13 protein-coding genes are annotated in these 18,596 nt (G+C 34.8%); 4 read left to right on the top strand and 9 right to left on the bottom strand.

Annotated elements, in window-relative coordinates; translation table 11 throughout:
• Window positions 1-16 precede the first annotated feature (16 nt).
• From pflA to BCR23_RS03405, 3 genes are all read left to right on the top strand, one after another.
• Window positions 17-781 (top strand): pyruvate formate-lyase-activating protein, encoded by a 765-nt coding sequence (gene pflA / locus BCR23_RS03415; RefSeq protein ID WP_069634103.1) that lies wholly within the window; start codon window positions 17-19, stop codon window positions 779-781.
• A 96-nt stretch (window positions 782-877) separates the two neighbouring features.
• Window positions 878-1,804: a manganese-dependent inorganic pyrophosphatase gene (locus BCR23_RS03410; RefSeq protein WP_069634170.1), complete on the top strand. Its 927-nt coding sequence runs from the start codon at window positions 878-880 to the stop codon at window positions 1,802-1,804.
• Between the two features lie 95 nt (window positions 1,805-1,899).
• On the top strand, window positions 1,900-2,835 hold the full coding sequence (locus tag BCR23_RS03405; protein WP_069634102.1) for a DUF1803 domain-containing protein: 936 nt from the start codon (window positions 1,900-1,902) through the stop codon (window positions 2,833-2,835).
• A 92-nt stretch (window positions 2,836-2,927) separates the two neighbouring features.
• On the opposite strand, the gene BCR23_RS03400 is transcribed toward BCR23_RS03405, so the two are convergent.
• A complete protein-coding gene (locus BCR23_RS03400; protein WP_069634101.1) occupies window positions 2,928-3,461 on the bottom strand; it encodes a DUF2179 domain-containing protein in 534 nt (177 codons plus the stop codon).
• A 202-nt stretch (window positions 3,462-3,663) separates the two neighbouring features.
• Between BCR23_RS03400 and cls the strand changes: the two genes are divergently transcribed.
• Window positions 3,664-5,124, top strand: a complete 1,461-nt coding sequence (gene cls, locus BCR23_RS03395; RefSeq protein WP_069634100.1) for a cardiolipin synthase — start codon at window positions 3,664-3,666, stop codon at window positions 5,122-5,124.
• 546 nt (window positions 5,125-5,670) lie between these two features.
• Here the strand turns inward: cls and BCR23_RS03390 are convergent.
• The 8 genes from BCR23_RS03390 to BCR23_RS03355 form a co-directional block, all read right to left on the bottom strand.
• A complete protein-coding gene (locus tag BCR23_RS03390) occupies window positions 5,671-8,190 on the bottom strand; it encodes a cation-translocating P-type ATPase (protein ID WP_069634099.1) in 2,520 nt (839 codons plus the stop codon).
• A 363-nt stretch (window positions 8,191-8,553) separates the two neighbouring features.
• Entirely contained in the window at window positions 8,554-9,030 is a 477-nt protein-coding gene (locus BCR23_RS03385; protein WP_083241878.1) for a GNAT family N-acetyltransferase, read from the bottom strand.
• A gap of 283 nt (window positions 9,031-9,313) precedes the next feature.
• A complete protein-coding gene (locus BCR23_RS03380) occupies window positions 9,314-10,102 on the bottom strand; it encodes a hypothetical protein (protein WP_205688488.1) in 789 nt (262 codons plus the stop codon).
• Window positions 10,103-10,445: 343 nt separating this feature from the next.
• Window positions 10,446-11,789 carry an FAD-dependent oxidoreductase gene (locus tag BCR23_RS03375; RefSeq protein WP_069634098.1) on the bottom strand — a complete coding sequence of 448 codons (1,344 nt, stop codon included), beginning with the start codon at window positions 11,787-11,789 and terminating at the stop codon, window positions 10,446-10,448.
• Window positions 11,790-12,013: 224 nt separating this feature from the next.
• A complete protein-coding gene (locus tag BCR23_RS03370; RefSeq protein ID WP_069634097.1) occupies window positions 12,014-13,237 on the bottom strand; it encodes an amidohydrolase family protein in 1,224 nt (407 codons plus the stop codon).
• Window positions 13,238-13,259: 22 nt separating this feature from the next.
• Window positions 13,260-14,615: a citrate transporter gene (locus BCR23_RS03365; RefSeq protein ID WP_069634096.1), complete on the bottom strand. Its 1,356-nt coding sequence runs from the start codon at window positions 14,613-14,615 to the stop codon at window positions 13,260-13,262.
• Between the two features lie 276 nt (window positions 14,616-14,891).
• Window positions 14,892-15,812 carry a homoserine O-acetyltransferase MetA gene (gene metA / locus BCR23_RS03360; RefSeq protein WP_069634095.1) on the bottom strand — a complete coding sequence of 307 codons (921 nt, stop codon included), beginning with the start codon at window positions 15,810-15,812 and terminating at the stop codon, window positions 14,892-14,894.
• Between the two features lie 177 nt (window positions 15,813-15,989).
• Window positions 15,990-18,596, bottom strand: a 2,607-nt coding sequence (locus tag BCR23_RS03355) for an Ig-like domain-containing protein (RefSeq protein WP_069634094.1), incomplete at its 5' end; no start/stop codon positions are given.

Genomic DNA, 18,596 nt, shown 5'->3' with positions numbered 1-18,596 from the left:
AAATGAGGAACAAGGAATGACAACTCCTGTTATTGGTAGAATTCACTCTACAGAAAATTTTGGAACGGTTGACGGACCTGGCGTTCGATTTATTGTGTTTACGCAAGGTTGTCGTATGCGTTGTCAGTTTTGTCATAATCCGGATACTTGGAAAATTGGTTCTGGCGGTCGTGAAGTAACTACGGATGAATTATTAGATGAAGCAACCAAGTATCGTTCTTATTGGGGCGAAAAAGGCGGGATCACTGTTAGTGGTGGCGAACCATTACTTCAACTAGAGTTTTTAACTGACTTATTTAAAAAAGCAAAAGCAAATGGCATACATACAACAATTGATACTTGTGGAAAACCATTTACAAGAGAGGAACCATTTTTTAGTCAATTCCAAGAGCTTATGAACTATACAGATCTATTATTGTTCGATATTAAGCATATTGACAATGAACAACATCAGTTACTGACTTCTTTAGGGAATGAGAACATCCTAGAAATGGCTCAATATCTTTCAGAAATTGGTAAACCTGTTTGGATTCGTCATGTTTTAGTCCCTGAACGTAGCGATTATGATGAATATCTGATTCGTTTAGATAGCTTTATTAAAACCTTAAAAAATGTTGATAAAGTAGAAGTGCTACCTTATCATACAATGGGTAAATACAAGTGGGATGAATTAGGTTTAGATTATCCATTAGATGGCATTGAACCACCAACAGACGATCGTGTAGCAAATGCTAAAAAGCTACTCCATGTTGATGACTACAATGGCTATGCTAAAAGATAGTTTATAAAAATAGAAAAGAGCAGCTATTATTGTTGTTTCTTTTCTATTTTTTGTTATTATTAGTAATGAAGAAAAAAGAAGGAGTGGACCATGATTATGTCAAAAATTCTAGTTTTTGGACACCAAAATCCAGATACAGATGCAATAGGAGCTGCTATTAGCTTTGCCTATCTACAAAAAGAACTAGGTAAAAATACTGAAGCAGTAGCACTAGGTACACCAAGCGAAGAAACTCAATATGCGTTGGATTATTTTAATGTAGATGCACCACGAGTGGTGGAAAGTGCAGCTGGAGAAACAAATCAAGTAATGTTAGTTGATCACAATGAATTCCAACAAAGTATTTCCGATATTAGAGAGTTAAATATCCTTGCGGTTGTTGATCACCATCGTATTGCTAACTTTGAAACAGCTGATCCATTGTATTATCGCGCGGAACCCGTAGGTTGTACAAGTACAATCGTTTTAAAAATGTTTAAAGAAAATAATGTTACTATCCCTAAACAAATTGCTGGAATGATGGTATCAGCGATCATTTCAGATACGTTGTTATTCAAATCTCCAACATGTACACAAGAAGACATCAACGCAGCGAATGAATTAGCTGATATTGCAGAAATTAATTTAGAGGGTTATGGCTTAGATATGTTAAAAGCTGGTACGAATTTAAGTGATAAATCTGCTGAAATATTACTAGATTTAGACGCTAAGAGCTTCCCAATGGGGGATAAAAATGTTCGAATTGCCCAAGTCAACACAGTAGACCTAAACGAAGTATTAGATCGCCAAGAAGAACTAGAAGCGGCTATGGAGAATGAAAACTCTTCAAAAAACTACGATCTATTTGTTTTGATCATTACCAATATTTTAAATAGCGATTCTGAACTATTAGTAATTGGTGACTCACTAAACAAGGTAGAGGCAGCATTTAATGTGACGTTAGAAAATAATCGTGCATTCTTAAACGGGGTTGTTTCACGTAAAAAACAAGTGGTTCCTCAATTAACTGAAGCATTTAGCTAAAAATTACAGATCTTTTAAGTGAAACCGCAGATGGAGCAAGTTAGAGTCCGTCTGTGGTTTTTGCTAATACTTTGATAAAAAGGAGTGCGTTAAATTTGGAAAATATAGTATACTATTTTGGATCAAATACAGATGAAGCAAACTTAAATAAAATCGTTTCTGATCCATTGTTCATGAAAATAGTGAGTTATCTTATTGAACGACAAGGACAAGAAGTGATTTTACGGCAAATAAAGTCGGATATCCCAACAAATAGCAATCTCGAATTATATCTGGACAAATTAATCAAACACAAGCTTCTTGAGCGAGAAAACAGAAGGTACACTTTATCATTTCCTATCTATTTCAAAGATGAAACTCAGCTACAAGTCAGCGACTCAATCAAAAAAGCTTTACAAATGATTATAAACGAAGGTATACATGCAAGTTACTTTCTATTTGGAGAATGGTTATGGTCCTTACTTTTTGAAGAAGAAAATGGGGATTATTTTTTCGGCCTGGAATTTTCTTCCGAAAGTTTTCCTGTTTTTTTCAGCAGAATAGAAGAGGGCGATGCTAATAATAATATTGTCTCTATCTTCGCAGACAATATTATCCCATTTGATTTAGCAAACTATTTCTTTCTACTTTCTAAAAGATCTGAATTACCTAAACAATTTGAGCCATTGCAACACTTAATTGGTGATGTCGATATCAATTATTTTATCCCTCAAATTCAAAAAGTGATTCGATCAGCTAAACGGAATAAGTCTGATAAGAGTAAAATGAATATATTTCAAGAGACATTATTATTAACTGGAGATCTAAAAAGAAGCAACGATGGCCAAATTTATTTTTCAACTCCAATTCTTAAGGACTACATGCCTTCAGCAGTAGTTCAAGAGTCATTGGATACACTGGAATCAGAGCTGAGCTTATTATGGGAATCGATTGAAGATCAAAATCTACGAGTGCTCTTTAAAAAACAATTATACAGCTTATTATTTAGTGATTATTTTCCAAATACAAATTCATTTCATTATTTCAAATGATAGGTTGAGCATAATTTTATTATGTAAACTAAAATATGAAAAGTAAAAAAACAACGCCTCCTAATTGATAAAAAGAAGGAGGCGTTGTTTGATTAATTATTTCTTTTACGTACTTTCTTTGTCCAAAATCCTCCCGAGATAAACTTAGGTTCATAAGAAATGATAAACGCTCTAGGTTCTGTTTCATTGATTAGTTTGTATAAACTACGTTCATTTTTACGAGGCGAAAGAATTTCTAAAATCATACGTTCACCTTCACGTCCTTGTCCAAAACTTTGAGTAACGCCATAGCCGTGTTCTCTTAAGATTTCAGGTAAATTTAGTTGTTCAGTTGAAGATGGCAAAATAGCGGTAACCATAATATAGCCTAAAGCCAGATAATCCTCAATCTTGATTCCCACACTAATTCCTACAGCATACCCTAAAGCGTAAACTACTAGATTCAAAGGATCATCTAATCGATTAAGAACCATGCTTAGCCCTAAAACATAAATAGTTATTTCGGCCATGCTTACCAAAGGAGCAATCAATCGATAGCCTTTCATTGTCAACATAAAGCGAATAGTGTTTAATGTTATATAAGAAAAATTTATAACAAAAATCATGAAAAGCATTTTTAAATCCATGTGTTGTAAGCCTCTTTTCAATTAAATATATCAGCATATTATAGTACAAGTTGATGGGAATTGGAATAGGTAAATTTTTAAAAGTAGTCTTTATTTTTTAGATACAATTTATTAGCTATAAGCGATGTTATATTTGTTGGATGAATGACTAGTTTTTGCTATAATCAATATATTATGTATATAGAGGGAGACATGAAAACAGATGAGAATTTTTATCATCATACTTTTAGGGTTATTGTTATTAAATACCACTGCAGCGCTGATTACGGTTTTTAGAAAACCAAGAAGCATTTCAAGCGTTTTAGCTTGGATTATGACGTTATTATTTTTACCAGGTATTGGATTTATTATTTATATTTTTTGTGGAAGAGGAATCAATGGGCAAAAAGTTTTCAATTTGACCACGTACGATAAAGAAAAAATCACAGAAATCAAACATAAAGTCGATGAAGACAATTTAAAAGCGAATGGTACTTTAGATATTAATTTATTGACCGATGCTCGTGTACTTAATAAGTACTTTAGAAATATGGATTCATCGCCATTAAGTAAGCGAAACAGCTTGGAAATTTATACAGATGGAAAAGAAAAGTTCGCTGCATTATTTGAAGATATCCGCCAAGCCAAAGAAACCGTTCATGTGGAATACTACTCATTTTTCAATGATAAGATAGGTAATCAATTTTTAGATTTACTAGGAGAGAAAGTGAAAGAAGGTCTATCAGTTCATCTGATTTATGACCCATGGGGTTCTCCAGGAGCGAATAAAAAGTTTTTTAAAGATTTTGTCAAACTTGGCGGGAAAGTAACACCTTTTATTACTTCTAAAAACATGATCAGCAAAACTCGTTTAAATTACCATCTACACCGAAAAATGGTAGTCATCGATGGGAAAATAGGGTGGACTGGTGGATTTAATGTTGGTGATCAATATTTAGGTGAAAGTAAGAAATTTGGCTATTGGCGTGACACCCATATTCGTTTAGTTGGATCATCCGTTTTTTCATTACAGGAAATATTCATCATGGATTGGAACGCATCTGTACAACATACTTCACAAAAAATGGACTATCTAGAAAATTATTTTCAAATCGCTGAAGATAGCGAACTTGGTAATTTAGCTTTACAAATCGTTTCTGACGGTCCTGATTCTGAAGAGGAAATTTTAAAAAGTGGCTTCATTAAAATGATCTTATCTGCTGAAAAATCAGTCTGGATCCAAACACCGTATTTGATCCCTGATGATAGCATGATTAACGCTTTATTGATTGCGGTTCGTTCCGGTATTGACGTACGCATTATGATTCCGTGCATGCCTGATCATCCTTTTATTTATCGTGCAACTCAGTACTACGCAAACTATCTTCATAAAAGAGGCGTTAAGATTTATATGTACCAAAACGGTTTCTTACATGCTAAAACAATGATCATTGACAACGAGATCTCTATGGTAGGTACAACAAATCAGGATATTAGAAGTTATGCATTGAATTTTGAAGTAAGTACATTTATTTACGACACGAAAATTGCTTGGAAACTAACACAAATATTTGAGCAAGATATGGAACAAAGCATTTTATTGACGGATGAAATTATTAAAGATCAGTCACATTGGTTGCGGTTCAAACAAAATTTCTCAAGGTTATTATCACCAATACTTTAAAATAGTGGTTACAAAAAAGACAGGAGCTTTGTACCTGTCTTTTTTGTATTTGTAGAAACGATGGAGTGCAGTAAAAGCGATTAACGTATTTTCTTTATCTTTTCATCCTAGTTAACATAATATACATTATACAAAGTAGATATGAATCTAAAATGAACCTCAATCAAAACTCGGGCACAACAAACCTAACTTCGCTATATCTCACTTTTGTATAGTCTCCCTGATACTCAATCAAATAATCAGGAGATTTTATCATTTCAATCAATAATTCATGATACTCATTAGTCATGTATGTTTTTGTGTGTATCATGCGAAAACTCTATTTTTATTTAATGATTTATGAGTAGTGAATTCGATAAGTCCAAACGCTTTAAAACACTAAATACTCGTTTTTTGCTAAAATGAAATAGTAAAAATGTCGAAAAGACCAGCAATCAAGCTTGTCAAGTACGTTTTCTGTAATTTTTTTCAAATTCAATTCTCTATAATTCTCCTATCAGTTGAAAGTTTGACCATGCACACACCTCACAATATATACATATTACACTACTGATTTTTACTTCTAATGATTTTTACAACATCATACCAACATACAGATACCATCCCTAAAAACAAACAAATAAGTAATTGCATGAATGATAATGGCGCTAAATCTAAAAAACTATTTATTGGAGAATAAATCAAAGCTAGTAAACCTAAAATGGTTCCACCTAATATAATCCATGTTACTTTATCATGTCGTAACTTCAAAAATGTCTGAATACCCAATAATTTATTCGAACTGTTTACTTGAACCAAAAATAGATTTGCTATGATAAGCACTGTCATCCCCATCGTTCTAGCCAGTTCGTCATTGGCCGGTACTTGTTGTAGTGTATAATAATACGCTGAGAACGACGCAAAGAAGATCATTATTCCTTGTAATATGCTTCGAATTAATAAACGCTGTGATAATATAGTGGCATTGGGATCTCTTGGTGGACGTTTCATTACATCGGGTTCACTGGGTTGACGCTCCAAAACAACCGAACAAGTCGGATCTATCACAAGTTCCAGTAAGACCACATGAACAGGTAATAAGAATAACGCTGCTTGAGGAATTCCCAAAACAGGTCCTAAAAATGCGGTCAATGCAATCGGAATGTGAATGACAAAAATATAGCCGATTGCTTTCTTAATATTATCGTAAACCTTTCTCCCATCTTTCACAGTATTCACAATTGTTGAAAAATTATCATCTAGTAAAATGATATCTGCTGCTTCTCTGGAGACTTCTGAACCACGTTTGCCCATGGCAATACCAACGTCAGCATATTTAAGAGCTGGAGCGTCATTTACTCCGTCCCCTGTCATAGCAACGACTTCACCGTTTTCCTTGAAAGCTTTGATGATCCTCATTTTATGCTCTGGTGTAACTCTTGAAAAAACATTTACAGATTCTACTTTTTTTGCTAGCATATTATCATTCATTTGGTCTAATTCAAAACCAGTTAAAAAGTTATCAGCATTACTAATTCCTATCTTTTTTGCAATCGAGGTTGCTGTCATACCATTGTCACCAGTAATCATGACAACGTTAATGCCTGCTTCTATACATTCTTCAATATCCTTTTCAATTCCACTTCTGGGCGGATCAGCTAATCCAATCAATCCAAGAAATTTTAGTGAACAATCTTCAATTGTTTCAGGGACTTTATCTATTGTATCAATAATTTGTTCACCAACAGCAATGACTCTCAACCCTTCTTTGGCGAAAGTATCTATTCTAGTCTGAATTATTTCTCTCATTTCTGTTGTTATATCTGAGACACGCAAGACACTTTCTGGAGAACCCTTTACTGTAACTTCTATGTGATTATTTCTTTTCCAAACATGCCCCATCATCTTGATTTCATCTGTAAATGGATACTCTGTGACTAGTGGACTATTGAATAATTTTTCTTTACTCCACCCTTTTTTCTCGTTATAGTCCAAAATAGCTATTTCCATAGGATCATATGGATCAGTTTCACTCGCTAACCCCATCACTTCATTTAATCGATCTGTCTCATCTGGATCAAAAGCCCAAACGTTCGATACTGTCATTTTATTTTCAGTAATTGTCCCAGTTTTGTCAACGGCTAAAACAGATATCGCGCCCATCGTTTCAACAGCTGAAAGCTTACGAACTAAAGACTGTTTCTTAGCTAATCGCCATGCCCCCATAGACAAAAATACAGTCAAAACAACAGGGAGTTCTTCTGGAATCATAGCCATAGCAATTGTTATACCTGACAGAATACTTTGGATGATTCGATTTTTTAATTCTAAGCTAGTGTCACTAAAAAAAGTACTCACGGAAACTACACAAAGTAAGAGAAAAGCGATAATAGCAGAGACTTTGACTAATTTGCCAATTTGCTTATCTAGTGGCGAATTTTCAGTTTCTACCGTAACGAGATGCTTTCCAATTTTACCAAATTCAGTATTAGTCCCAGTAGTATTCACCAAAATAGTCGCACTACCTGTAGTGACTAAAGTACCTGTATAGACATAATCATTACGCCAATAATCCTTTGTTTGAGACTTTTTAGATTCAGCCATTTTTTTCCAGACTGCTTCTGTTTCACCAGTTAAAGAAGATTCATTTACTCTAAGATCATTTGCTTTAACAACAAACCCATCAGCAGGCACTTTGTTGCCTTCTTCTATTAGCATAATATCCCCAGGCACAAGTTCCTCGCTCAAAATCTCAATAGATTCATTGTTTCTGATAACTTTTATTTTTGGGGCAGAAAGATCTTTTAACGCATGTAACGTTTGATCTGTTTTCCATTCTTGAATCACTTCAATAGCAATGATAACAAATACAAACGTCAACATAACTATACCATCTAATGGGTCACCGAGGAAAAAATAAATAAGACCAGCTAAGATCAGCAGCAAAAACATAGGTTCCAAAATAATCTTAACGACTTTTGAATAAAAGGGTTCTTGTTTTTTTTCCTCTAATCGATTTAATCCAAACTCTTTTTGACGTTCTTCTACTTCACTTTGTGTCAAGCCTTGCCAATTACTAAATTCCATAAAAATGTCTCCTTTGCATTCTCATAAAAAGAGAAGATTTACCCATAATACAGCGTAAAAACTTTTATTACGAGTAAAAAAAAGAAATTATTAGCGAAATTTTAGTGTTTAGCGATTGCTCGAAAATAGTGTCATATTCTCCTAAAAAACTAAATAAGGGTGACCCTAAAATATAAACAAGTACGGTTTAAAACTAATTCAGTTTTCCCCTCTATTTTTAATTTTAGTAGTGAGATCAATTTCTTCAACCTGTTTTCCACTCCTTCTTTAGTGTTGCTTTTGAATTACTTCAGTTATGATTTTTCTACAATAATACTGATTCATTGATTCCCTCATTTCAAACGAACATTTTTAAAAGACTCTTTATTTTATCTGTTTTGACATACTAATATCTGTCGCTACAAAACCAGTTTGTTCATATAAATGGATTGCCCCTTTATTATGAGCGAATACATGCAAGTCAATCTGTGATACATCCATTTTCTTAGCTTTTTCAACTAGACAAGTGATTGTTTGTTTGCCATAACCTAAATTTCTAAATGCTTCAAACACAATGAAATCATAAATAAATAACTTTGAACCATAAAGTGTTTTATTCAAATGAACCCATAAAAATCCGACTTTTTTATCAAGTGAATTATCTTCAATCGAATAGAGATAGTCATTTTTAGTATCTTTGCCTTCTGGAAGAAGCTTGTTAAAACTTTTCGTTGCTAAATCAATTGCTTCTTCTTCATTCCAAGTTCCCGCTGTTACTTTATCTTTAGCATAATCTTCAATTGCAAAAGAGAGATATTTTTCATAATCAGTTGCGTCCATTTCTTTTAGTATAATCGTCATCAACTTCCCCACCACTTCAAGTTATTTACTTCAATCCTACCATTCTTAACACACTAATAAAAGACTACAAAAAATTTCTTCTTGTAGTGACCAAAAAAATTAGACTTTTTATAGATATGCAGTTTTTTGAGATACATTCTGAGCCAATTCCCAATCAATGATGCAGTGTGCCTTCTTGACCAGATAAGTAGTCATAGACAATTTTAAGTTTAAATTCAGACATACAAAAAAACTCAAAAAGTTAGATTTTAAGGTCTAACTTTTTGAGTTTTTTTACTATTTATTAAAAAGCAGCCAAACTTTCAGCAACCATTCCAGGGTCAGCAATTTCTTTGACCATTGATAAAAACGGCATACCCCAATAATTACCATGAGTCACTCCATCAAAATTTTGAGTAAAAAGTAAACCATTGTTTGTTGCAGAATTCCAAACATTACCAGCAAACCAAGCACAGTTATTTATTGGTGTATACGCACCATTAGAAGGATTTTCAATAGGAATTCCCATGATTTTTCCAACCTCAGCACTTTGTTCATTCAGTGCTGGTATAATTTCTTTTTCTAATTTTTCGGTTGTCATATTTTCATCAAGTGGTAATACACGTTCAACGTGAAATTTACGTTCTGGATTGTCGTTTCTGTCCCCAGCTGTTCCATTTTTTACAAAACCATATTTCTCGTGATAACCATATGTTGTTGCATCCCCTTTTTTATTACTATTAAATATAATAATCCAAGTATGACCAAATCTACCGCTACCGAATTCTTTCGTAAGTTCTTGTGTTACAGCTTTAGCTCTATTCTCTTTATCCTCAAATGGATATTGATCTGCCGCAGTATCTGCTTTTTTAATCACATCATTCATATCTGTTCTTTCCGGTGTTCGGTTAGTTCTAATTACAATTTGAGGGTATCTTACATCTTGATTACCCGTTGGTTCATACTTATCATTTTGAATAGCTCTACTTGAGATTACTTGATTGTTTTCTATTTCAGATGCATGAACCTCCTCACTATGAATAATTGCTCCAGATAAAGTAATGAAAAACAATACTAACACTTTTTTAAACATCGTATCTCTCCTTATACACTTTTTGTATTACTTGATTGAGTATAAAGAACAAATATTACAGATAATAAAATTAATACTAACAATTAGTTTATCTTAATATTAAATAATACGAGTTATTAAATCAATATATATGAAATATTTTAACTTAAGTAAATTTAAAATGGGGAAATTATTAATAATAAAGAGAAACAAGAGTTGGCAAATCTATTCTAACGACTTTTTTGTTATCATTAAAATTCCATTTTATTGTTTCTGGATTAATAATACTACTTCATTCCATTAAAACCGTAAAAAAACCTGATACAAAACTGTTTATGGTTTTGTATCAGGTTTTAAAACTAATTTATTGTTCATTTTTCATTGCCGCTAGAGCAGCTGTATTGATAATATTCCAAGGTTTATCAAATGATGGTTGAAAGAAAAAGTCTGCATAAGCTAAATCTTCAATCGTCATTTTTGCTTTGATTGCTAAAGAAATAGCATTGATATTTGCTGTTAAATCCGCTTTTGACATCAATTGGGCTCCTAAAATTTGCGTTGTTTCAGGATCATAAACAAGTTTGAACCAAGCCTTTTGTTTATCTGGATTAAAGTCCATTAAATAATCTTCAACAACTAAGCTTGACTTTGTTTTCTTATTGAGCTTTTTGGCCATTTCATCATTAATTCCTGTTGAAGCGAATTTATAATCAAAAACTGCTAAACCTGATGAACCTTGAATACCGGGGAATGGTTTTACTGGAGCTACTAAGTTTTTCACTGCAAAGCGACCTTGTTTTCGTGCATTTGTTGCTAAAGCAATATTGACTTCAGTTTCACCAGGATTGTATTTAATTAAAGTTGCATCACCTACTGCAAATACATCAGGAGCGCTTGTTTGCATAAACTCATCTGTTTTGATCAAACCATTAGGATGTAATTCCAATGTCTCCTTCAACCAGCCAGTGTTAGGACGGACGCCAACTGCGACCACAACTAAATCAGCTTCATACTCATTCTTGTCAGTTACAACTTTTTGAACCCGTCCTTCTCCTGAATAACTTTGAACAGTTTCATTTGTAACCACTTTTATGTTATTCGCTTCCATTTCTTCAGTCAGAACATCAGTAAATTCTTTATCTAAATAGACACCTAATGGACGATCTAAGATATCGATAACCGTTACCTTTTTGCCAGCTTTAGCGAAGGATTCCGCTGCTTCAATACCAATATATCCGCTGCCGATAACTACTACATTATTCACATCGGGATCAACTGTTTTCGCTTTCAATTTGATGGCCCATTTTCTACCACGCATCAAATAGATATTTTCTAAGTCTTTGCCTGGAACGTTTAATTCAAAAGGAATTGCTCCTGGACTGATAATTAATTTATCATATGCTTCAATACGTTCTGTATTCGTCAATAAGTCTTTCACAGTAACTTGATGTTCCTCCGCATTGATAGCAGTAATCTCTGTATTTGAGAAGACACTAACTCCTCTATTTTCCATGTTTTCAGCAGTCATATAACGAACAGAATTGACATCTTTTACTTTACCTTCTAAATAAAGTTGCATTCCGCAAGACAGAAAAGAAATAAAATCGCCCTTTTCGTACCATTGAATTTCTGCATCTGGATGATGGTTTAATAATTCCTCCACTGCTTCATAACCACCATGAGATGAACCTAAGACAATAACTTTCATACCTATACCTCCAATATTCTTTATTATATAATAAAGAGTATCATATAATCGTATGCATTAACAAGCATTTAAGCTCATCATTCTCAATTGATATTTTTAATTGAGAATGATGAGCTTTTATTTACAAGTTAACAGTTTACATAATATGTTTATAGTAACTTAATATCTTGATATAAAGAAATAACTAACTATAAACATATTTATAGTTAGCTATTTGAGATCAATTATTTAAATATAGTTACTTCTTTTTTTACTTCAACGGTAATTTTACCATTCTTAATAACAAAATTCCTCTCAGGTATATCAATGATTGCATCAGCTTTAACTTTTGTATCCAACAATACTAAGTCAGCTTTGTTCCCAACTTGAATACCGTAGTTACTAAGACCTAATGCTTTTGCAGGATTAGCTGTAATCATTGGTAAAACTGTAGGTAAATCGTCTGCTCCGCCAAGGTGCCCCACAGGAATGGCTAACATTGCAATTTGCATCAAATCACCGTTGCCGTATGGAGTAAATGCATTACGGATATTATTTGTTGCCAGACACATATTCACTCCAGCATCACGTAACTTTCTGATTGGTGTTACCGCTCTTCTTACATTGTACTGATCATTTCTAGCTCCAAGATGTAAATCAGTTGCCGGAAGAGCCATTACACTGATTTTTGCTTCTGCCATCAATGTTACAATATCTTCTAATCGCTCTGGTTCTAATGCGTGTAATGCCGTTAAATGTCCTACAGAAACTCTTCCTTGATAATTTTCTGCAATTGTTTTTTTACATAAATACTCAATGGAAATATCTGTTGCTTCGTCACTAAAATCTTGATGAAGATCTATATCTTTATTATATTTTTTTGCGATTTCAAACACTAAATCAATATGTTTTTCCGCTGGTGCATCGTTATAAGGAATCCCCCCAACGACATCAGCCCCCATATCCATCGCTTCATACATCATCTTTTCAGTGCCTGGCGCTTTAAAAATTCCCTCTTGAGGAAATGCAACAATTTGCATATCGATTAAATCTTTGTACTCTTCTTTTAATTTCATGATTGTTTTAAAACCCGAAAAACCTTGTGCTGGATCGAATTCCGCATGTGTTCTGACAGCAGTCACTCCGTGAGAAATAATCATTTCCAACGCTTTTTTTGCCCGTTGATAGATATCTTCTTCGGTGAATGTTGGTTTTAATTCAGCTGTAACTTTGATTGCTTCTTGTAAAGTACCAGATTTATTTGGTTTTCTATCAGCAATTAATGCTTTGTCCAGATGAATATGACTTTCCACCAAACCAGGAATTAAGACACGCCCATGAGCATGAATCACTGTAACTGCATCTGTCGTCAATTTTTCTGAAATAGCAATAATTTTACCATCTTTAATTCCAACATCTTGCAATTCTTCACCATCGTTTAGTCTTGCTTGTTTAATTAATATATCCATTTTTTCCACCCCGTTTTTTATATTAAATGAAGAAACCAATACCGATTAAAATGATAGAGGCTGCGCTTATCCATTTTATGTTTCCTTTTACCACTTCAAGAATTGGAATTTGGAAACCAGATGATAGTGCCTGCATTGTTATATTAACAAAGCTCATTTGACTACCTAAACCAACACCTACAGCAACTAATCCTAGCTCAATCGAAGAAAATCCTAATGATACTGCAACTGGTAAAACCAATGTTAAAACGGAACCCACATATGCGCCAGCTGGAATACCGATTAAGATCCCAGTTAAAATTGCAACAGGAACCATGATTATTGTTGGTGCAGCGCTTGCAATACCAGCAATTACAGCGAATGTTCCTGTTTGAGCAATAATATTGATAAAAGCAAGAAATATCCCAACTTGAAATAATCTCGTTAAAATGTAAGTTGATCCGTCTACCATAGCTTCAACAGACTCGTTTAAAGTAAAACGTGTACAAATAAAGATCAGTGCAATTGTTAAGACCATATAAACTAATGGTGTCAACAAAGGGAATCCTACAAGGTCATTCACTATAGGGCCGAAAATAACAGCAAAAAGTAAAAAAATAGCTGGTAAAGTTAGTTTGAATAATTGTTTATTGCTCATTGTTGCATATTCATCATCTGCATTTTCCTTAAATCCGATATTCCGTCTTTTTGTTCCCCAAAAAGCTAAAATAATTGCTAAAACACAAAATAGCAGCCAAATTGGACGCATATTCGAAACGTAGGTCGCAACACTAAAATCTCCTAATTTGGAAACGATACTTGATTCTAGTGATGCTGGTGATGTTGTAAAGGATACAGCTGCAGCGAGTGACATTGCTGCGATTAACTCAGGAACAACACCTACAGCTACAAAAGCTAGTGGTGCTATGACCATTGCGCTGCCACCTCCAATTCCAGACATATACGTTGCTGCTGCTAACAATACAACTATGAAAGCTGAAACATATTCTACCTTACCTTTTGTCCCTCTTTTAGCTAATGTTAATGCTGCCGAGTAGCCGCCAGATTTAAAAACGGCCATCGCGACTGCTGAATTGATTATTGGAACAGTAATACCCAACATTGTAGGTATCGTTTCCAGTAATTGTTTATTGGCTTGTTCTAACCCAATTCCTCCAATAATCATCGCCAGAACTCCACCAACAAAACCAGCGATAATCATATCAACTTTACGGAATAACAATACTAAAACTAAAATTAATGGAAGGATCACAATCACCGCTTTTATCCCTGACGGTGCTGTAATAGATCCTATCTCTTGTGCGAATACTGGAACAAATGAAAATAAAAACATAATTGCAATTACTAAACCCGCTAAAAACCTTTTTGGTATTTTCATAATTATTCTCCTTACTATACTTAATTTAATCATATTTAACACTTAACACAACAATCTTTCTAGCTAATTAAATTTTCTAGATTTTAAACATTATATCTCTACTACTGTAAAAATCTGAAATCTCCCTCCTTTTCTTTCTATAATACGTTTATTTTCAATAAAAAGAAAAGAGAATGCATCGAATTATAGTGAAAAAACCAAAATAAGATAGCGTTTCCAATCCCTTCAAGAACAAAGCTAAAACAAACAAGCTTCGTCTCAGCTGAATAACCTCTATTACACTAATAAATTAGTTAAATCATATGGCGTATTTTGATAAACTGAATAGTTCAACCAATTAGAAAATAACAATGATGCTGCCATATGCCATCGTAATTGCGGGAAATAATCAGTATTATTTTTAGGAAAATAGTTCTCAGGTAGCTTCGGATGGAGTCCCTTTAGTTGATCGCGTTCAAATTCTTGTTGTAATGTTTCTCGATCATATTCTAAATGGCCCATTGCATAAAATGCTCGATTATTTTTATTTCCAATTAAAAAAATGCCGGCTTCTTTTGACTCAACCAAAACTTCTAATTCACTGATTTTATCTATATCCCTTCTTCTAACTTCTGTATACCGAGAATGTGGAGCAAAAAATATATCATCGAATCCTTTTAAAATGCTCCAAGTTGGCTCTAATACATCATGATGATAAATACCTGTCAACTTTTCTTCTAACAAATATTTATCGATATTATGATGAAAATACAGGCCAGCTTGTGCTCCCCAACAAATATGCAATGTTGAAAAAACATGGGTTGTACTCCATTGAAAAATTTTTTGTAGTTCTTCCCAATAATCAACTTGTTCAAAGGGAAATTGCTCAATAGGTGCTCCTGTAATAATCAATCCATCATAAAACTTTTCTTTTATCTTATCGAATTGATGGTAAAAACGTTTTAAATGTTCACTAGACGTATTTTTGGTTTCATGGCTGCTCATGTGTAGAAATTCTACATTAATCTGCAACGGTGTATTACTTAAAAGTCGTAGTAGTTGTACTTCTGTTTCAACTTTTTTTGGCATTAAGTTTAAAATTAAAATTTCTAAAGGGCGAATATCTTGTTGCATAGCACGATCTTCGTCCATTACAAAAATTTTCTCTCTTTCTAATACTTTAATTGCTGGCAGTTCTTTTGGAACACGAATTGGCATGCATATATCCTCCCTTTCTCTTTATATAATGCTATTTTACGATAAAAAAGACCAGAAAGAAAGAATCATTCTGAAAAACACTTAAAGATTGAAAAATCAGCTGCTACCTGAAAAAAACATGAGATAGGACATTTATCCTACCTCATGTTTCCCCTTATAGAAGGCTAATTTAATGATTTATTCTTCTTCTTTTTTATTTCTACGTTTGAAGGTGAATAATCCTAAACCGCCAAGTAACAATGCTCCAAGTAATCCCCAATTGCTAACTATTTCTCCATTATTAGGGAGATCCTTTTGAGAACCATATTTGCCATTGCTAGTTAAAATACCACTCGTTCCTTTACCGCTATTGTTACCATTTCCGTTGCCGTTTCCAGAATTAGAATCAGCTGGGATGAGAAACTCTGTTGGAACACTTTGATTGCCGTCTGGATCAACAGCAACTGCAGTAGCTTTCTCATTAGGCATTACCTTGCCAATTAGTATTTGTACAGTATAGTTCCCTGTATCCCCTACTTCAGCTGTTCCTACCAATACGCCGTCTTCATTATAAATATTAACTTCATCGGCAGGATCTGCTGTTCCTGTTACTGTGTAACCTGTTGTTGAACTACCGTCCACACTAATTACTTTTGGTGGAGTGACAGATCTTGAAAGTGAATCAGGTGGTAAATTAAAGTTAGCTGGCGCACTTTGATTATTATCACTATCTTTTGCGATTGCTTTTAAAGCTTGACTAGGATATGCAAATCCGATAGGGATTTTAATCTCAAAGACACCATCTGATCCTGCAACTGCTTGACCTAGAAGAGTACCATCTAAATTACGAATCTCTACTTTATTTCCAGGAGTTGCTTTACCAAGAACTGTATAACCAATTAGTGAATTTCCACTTACTTTACTTATTGTCGGTGTAGCTACGATAACAACTGGATCTGCTGGTGTATTAAACGGTGTCGCTGTACTTGTATTGCCACTTCCGTCTTTTGCCACAGCTTTTAATTGTTCCTGAGCCGTTGCAGAACCTACTGGAATCATAATTGTATAGTTGCCGCTAGAGTTAGCAACACTGGTTCCGATTACTGTTCCAGCTGCATTTCTGATTTCCACAGTATTTCCTGCTGTTGCTGTTCCTGTTACTGTATAACCAGATTTTGAATTCCCAGTCACATTTTGAACAGTTGGTGCTGCCACTGTAACAGGATCTGCTGGTGTCGTAAATGGTGTTGCAGTACTTTGGTTTCCAGCTGGATCAGATGCAATAGCTTTTAATTGTTCAACTGGTGTTGCTGCCCCAGTTGGGATAGTTACTGTGTAGTTTCCTCCTGCATTTGCAACAGCTGTTCCAACAGTAGTACCATTTGTATTTTTAATAGTTACTGTATCGCCAGGAGTTGCTGTTCCTGTTACCGTATAACCAGTAGCAGATGTACCTGTTACTCCTGTTACTGTTGGTGCTATAACAACCACTGGATCTGCTGGGGTTGTAAATGGTGTAGCTGTACTTGAATTTCCTGCTCCATCAGTCGCTGTCGCTGTTAATTGTTCATTTGGTGTTGCTGCTCCTGTCGGAATAGTTACTGTGTAATTTCCACTTGGATCAGCTGTTGCTGTACCAATAACAGTACCACCAGAATTTTTAATTGTTACAATATCTCCCGCTGGCGCTGTACCAGTCACTGTATAACCTGTTCCTGAGTTTCCAGTCACGCTTGTTACAGTCGGTGCAGTAACTACTGCTGGATCCGCTGGGGTTGTAAATGGTGTAGCTGTACTTTGATTTCCTGCTGGATCAGATGCAATAGCTTTTAATTGCTCAACTGGTGTTGCTAAGCCAGCTGGAATAGTTACTGTATAGTTGCCTCCTGCATTCGCTACGGCTGTACCGATTACTGTACCACCAGTATTCTTGATGGATACTGTATCTCCAGGAGTTGCTGTTCCTGTTACTGTATAGCCAGCAGCAGATGTACCTGTTACTCCTGTTACTGTTGGTGCTATAACAACTGCTGGATCCGCCGGCGTTGTAAATGGTGTGCCTGTACTTGAATTTCCAGCGCCATCAATTGCTGTAGCTGTCAATTGTTCACTTGGCGTAGCGGCTCCACTTGGAATAGTTACTGTGTAGTTTCCGCTCGGATCTACGGTTGTTGTACCAATTACTGTTCCACCTGTATTCTTAATTGCTACTGTATCTCCAGGAGTCCCTGTACCTGTTACTGTATAACCTGTTCCTGAGTTTCCAGTCACGCTTGTTACTGTTGGGGCAGTAACAACTGCTGGATCTGCTGGGGTTGTAAATGGTGTAGCTGTACTTTGGTTTCCAGCTGGATCAGATGCAATAGCTTTTAATTGTTCAACTGGTGTTGCTAAGCCGGCAGGAATAGTTACTGTGTAGTTGCCTCCTGCATCCGCTACCGCTGTACCAATCACTGTACCACCAGTATTCTTGATGGATACTGTATCGCCAGGAGTTGCTGTTCCTGTTACCGTATAACCAGTAGCAGATGTACCTGTTACTCCTGTTACTGTTGGGGCAGTAACAACTACTGGATCCGCTGGTGTTGTAAATGGTGTACCCGCACTTGTATTTCCAGCTCCATCAGTCGCTGTTGCTGTTAATTGTTCATTTGGTGATGCTGCTCCTGTTGGAATAGTTACTGTGTAGTTTCCACTTGGATCAGCTGTTGCTGTACCAATAACAGTACCACCAGAATTTTTAATTGTTACAATATCTCCTGCTGGCGCTGTACCTGTCACTGTATAACCTGTTCCTGAGTTCCC

Origin of the sequence: Enterococcus quebecensis (genome assembly GCF_001730365.1) — a bacterium.
Lineage (GTDB): Bacteria > Bacillota > Bacilli > Lactobacillales > Enterococcaceae > Enterococcus_L > Enterococcus_L quebecensis.
This window is presented reverse-complemented; position numbering and strand designations above follow the sequence as displayed.

Excerpts from the sequence above, each read along its gene's own strand:
- BCR23_RS03380 (WP_205688488.1), bottom strand. The coding sequence starts at position 10,102 with ATGTTTAAAAAAGTGTTAGTATTGTTTTTCATTACTTTATCTGGAGCA.
- BCR23_RS03365 (WP_069634096.1), bottom strand. The coding sequence starts at position 14,615 with ATGAAAATACCAAAAAGGTTTTTAGCGGGTTTAGTAATTGCAATTATG.
- BCR23_RS03385 (WP_083241878.1), bottom strand. The coding sequence starts at position 9,030 with ATGACGATTATACTAAAAGAAATGGACGCAACTGATTATGAAAAATAT.
- BCR23_RS03400 (WP_069634101.1), bottom strand. The coding sequence starts at position 3,461 with ATGGATTTAAAAATGCTTTTCATGATTTTTGTTATAAATTTTTCTTAT.
- metA (WP_069634095.1), bottom strand. The coding sequence starts at position 15,812 with ATGCCAATTCGTGTTCCAAAAGAACTGCCAGCAATTAAAGTATTAGAA.
- pflA (WP_069634103.1), top strand. The coding sequence starts at position 17 with ATGACAACTCCTGTTATTGGTAGAATTCACTCTACAGAAAATTTTGGA.
- BCR23_RS03370 (WP_069634097.1), bottom strand. The coding sequence starts at position 13,237 with ATGGATATATTAATTAAACAAGCAAGACTAAACGATGGTGAAGAATTG.
- BCR23_RS03375 (WP_069634098.1), bottom strand. The coding sequence starts at position 11,789 with ATGAAAGTTATTGTCTTAGGTTCATCTCATGGTGGTTATGAAGCAGTG.
- cls (WP_069634100.1), top strand. The coding sequence starts at position 3,664 with ATGAGAATTTTTATCATCATACTTTTAGGGTTATTGTTATTAAATACC.
- BCR23_RS03390 (WP_069634099.1), bottom strand. The coding sequence starts at position 8,190 with ATGGAATTTAGTAATTGGCAAGGCTTGACACAAAGTGAAGTAGAAGAA.
- BCR23_RS03410 (WP_069634170.1), top strand. The coding sequence starts at position 878 with ATGTCAAAAATTCTAGTTTTTGGACACCAAAATCCAGATACAGATGCA.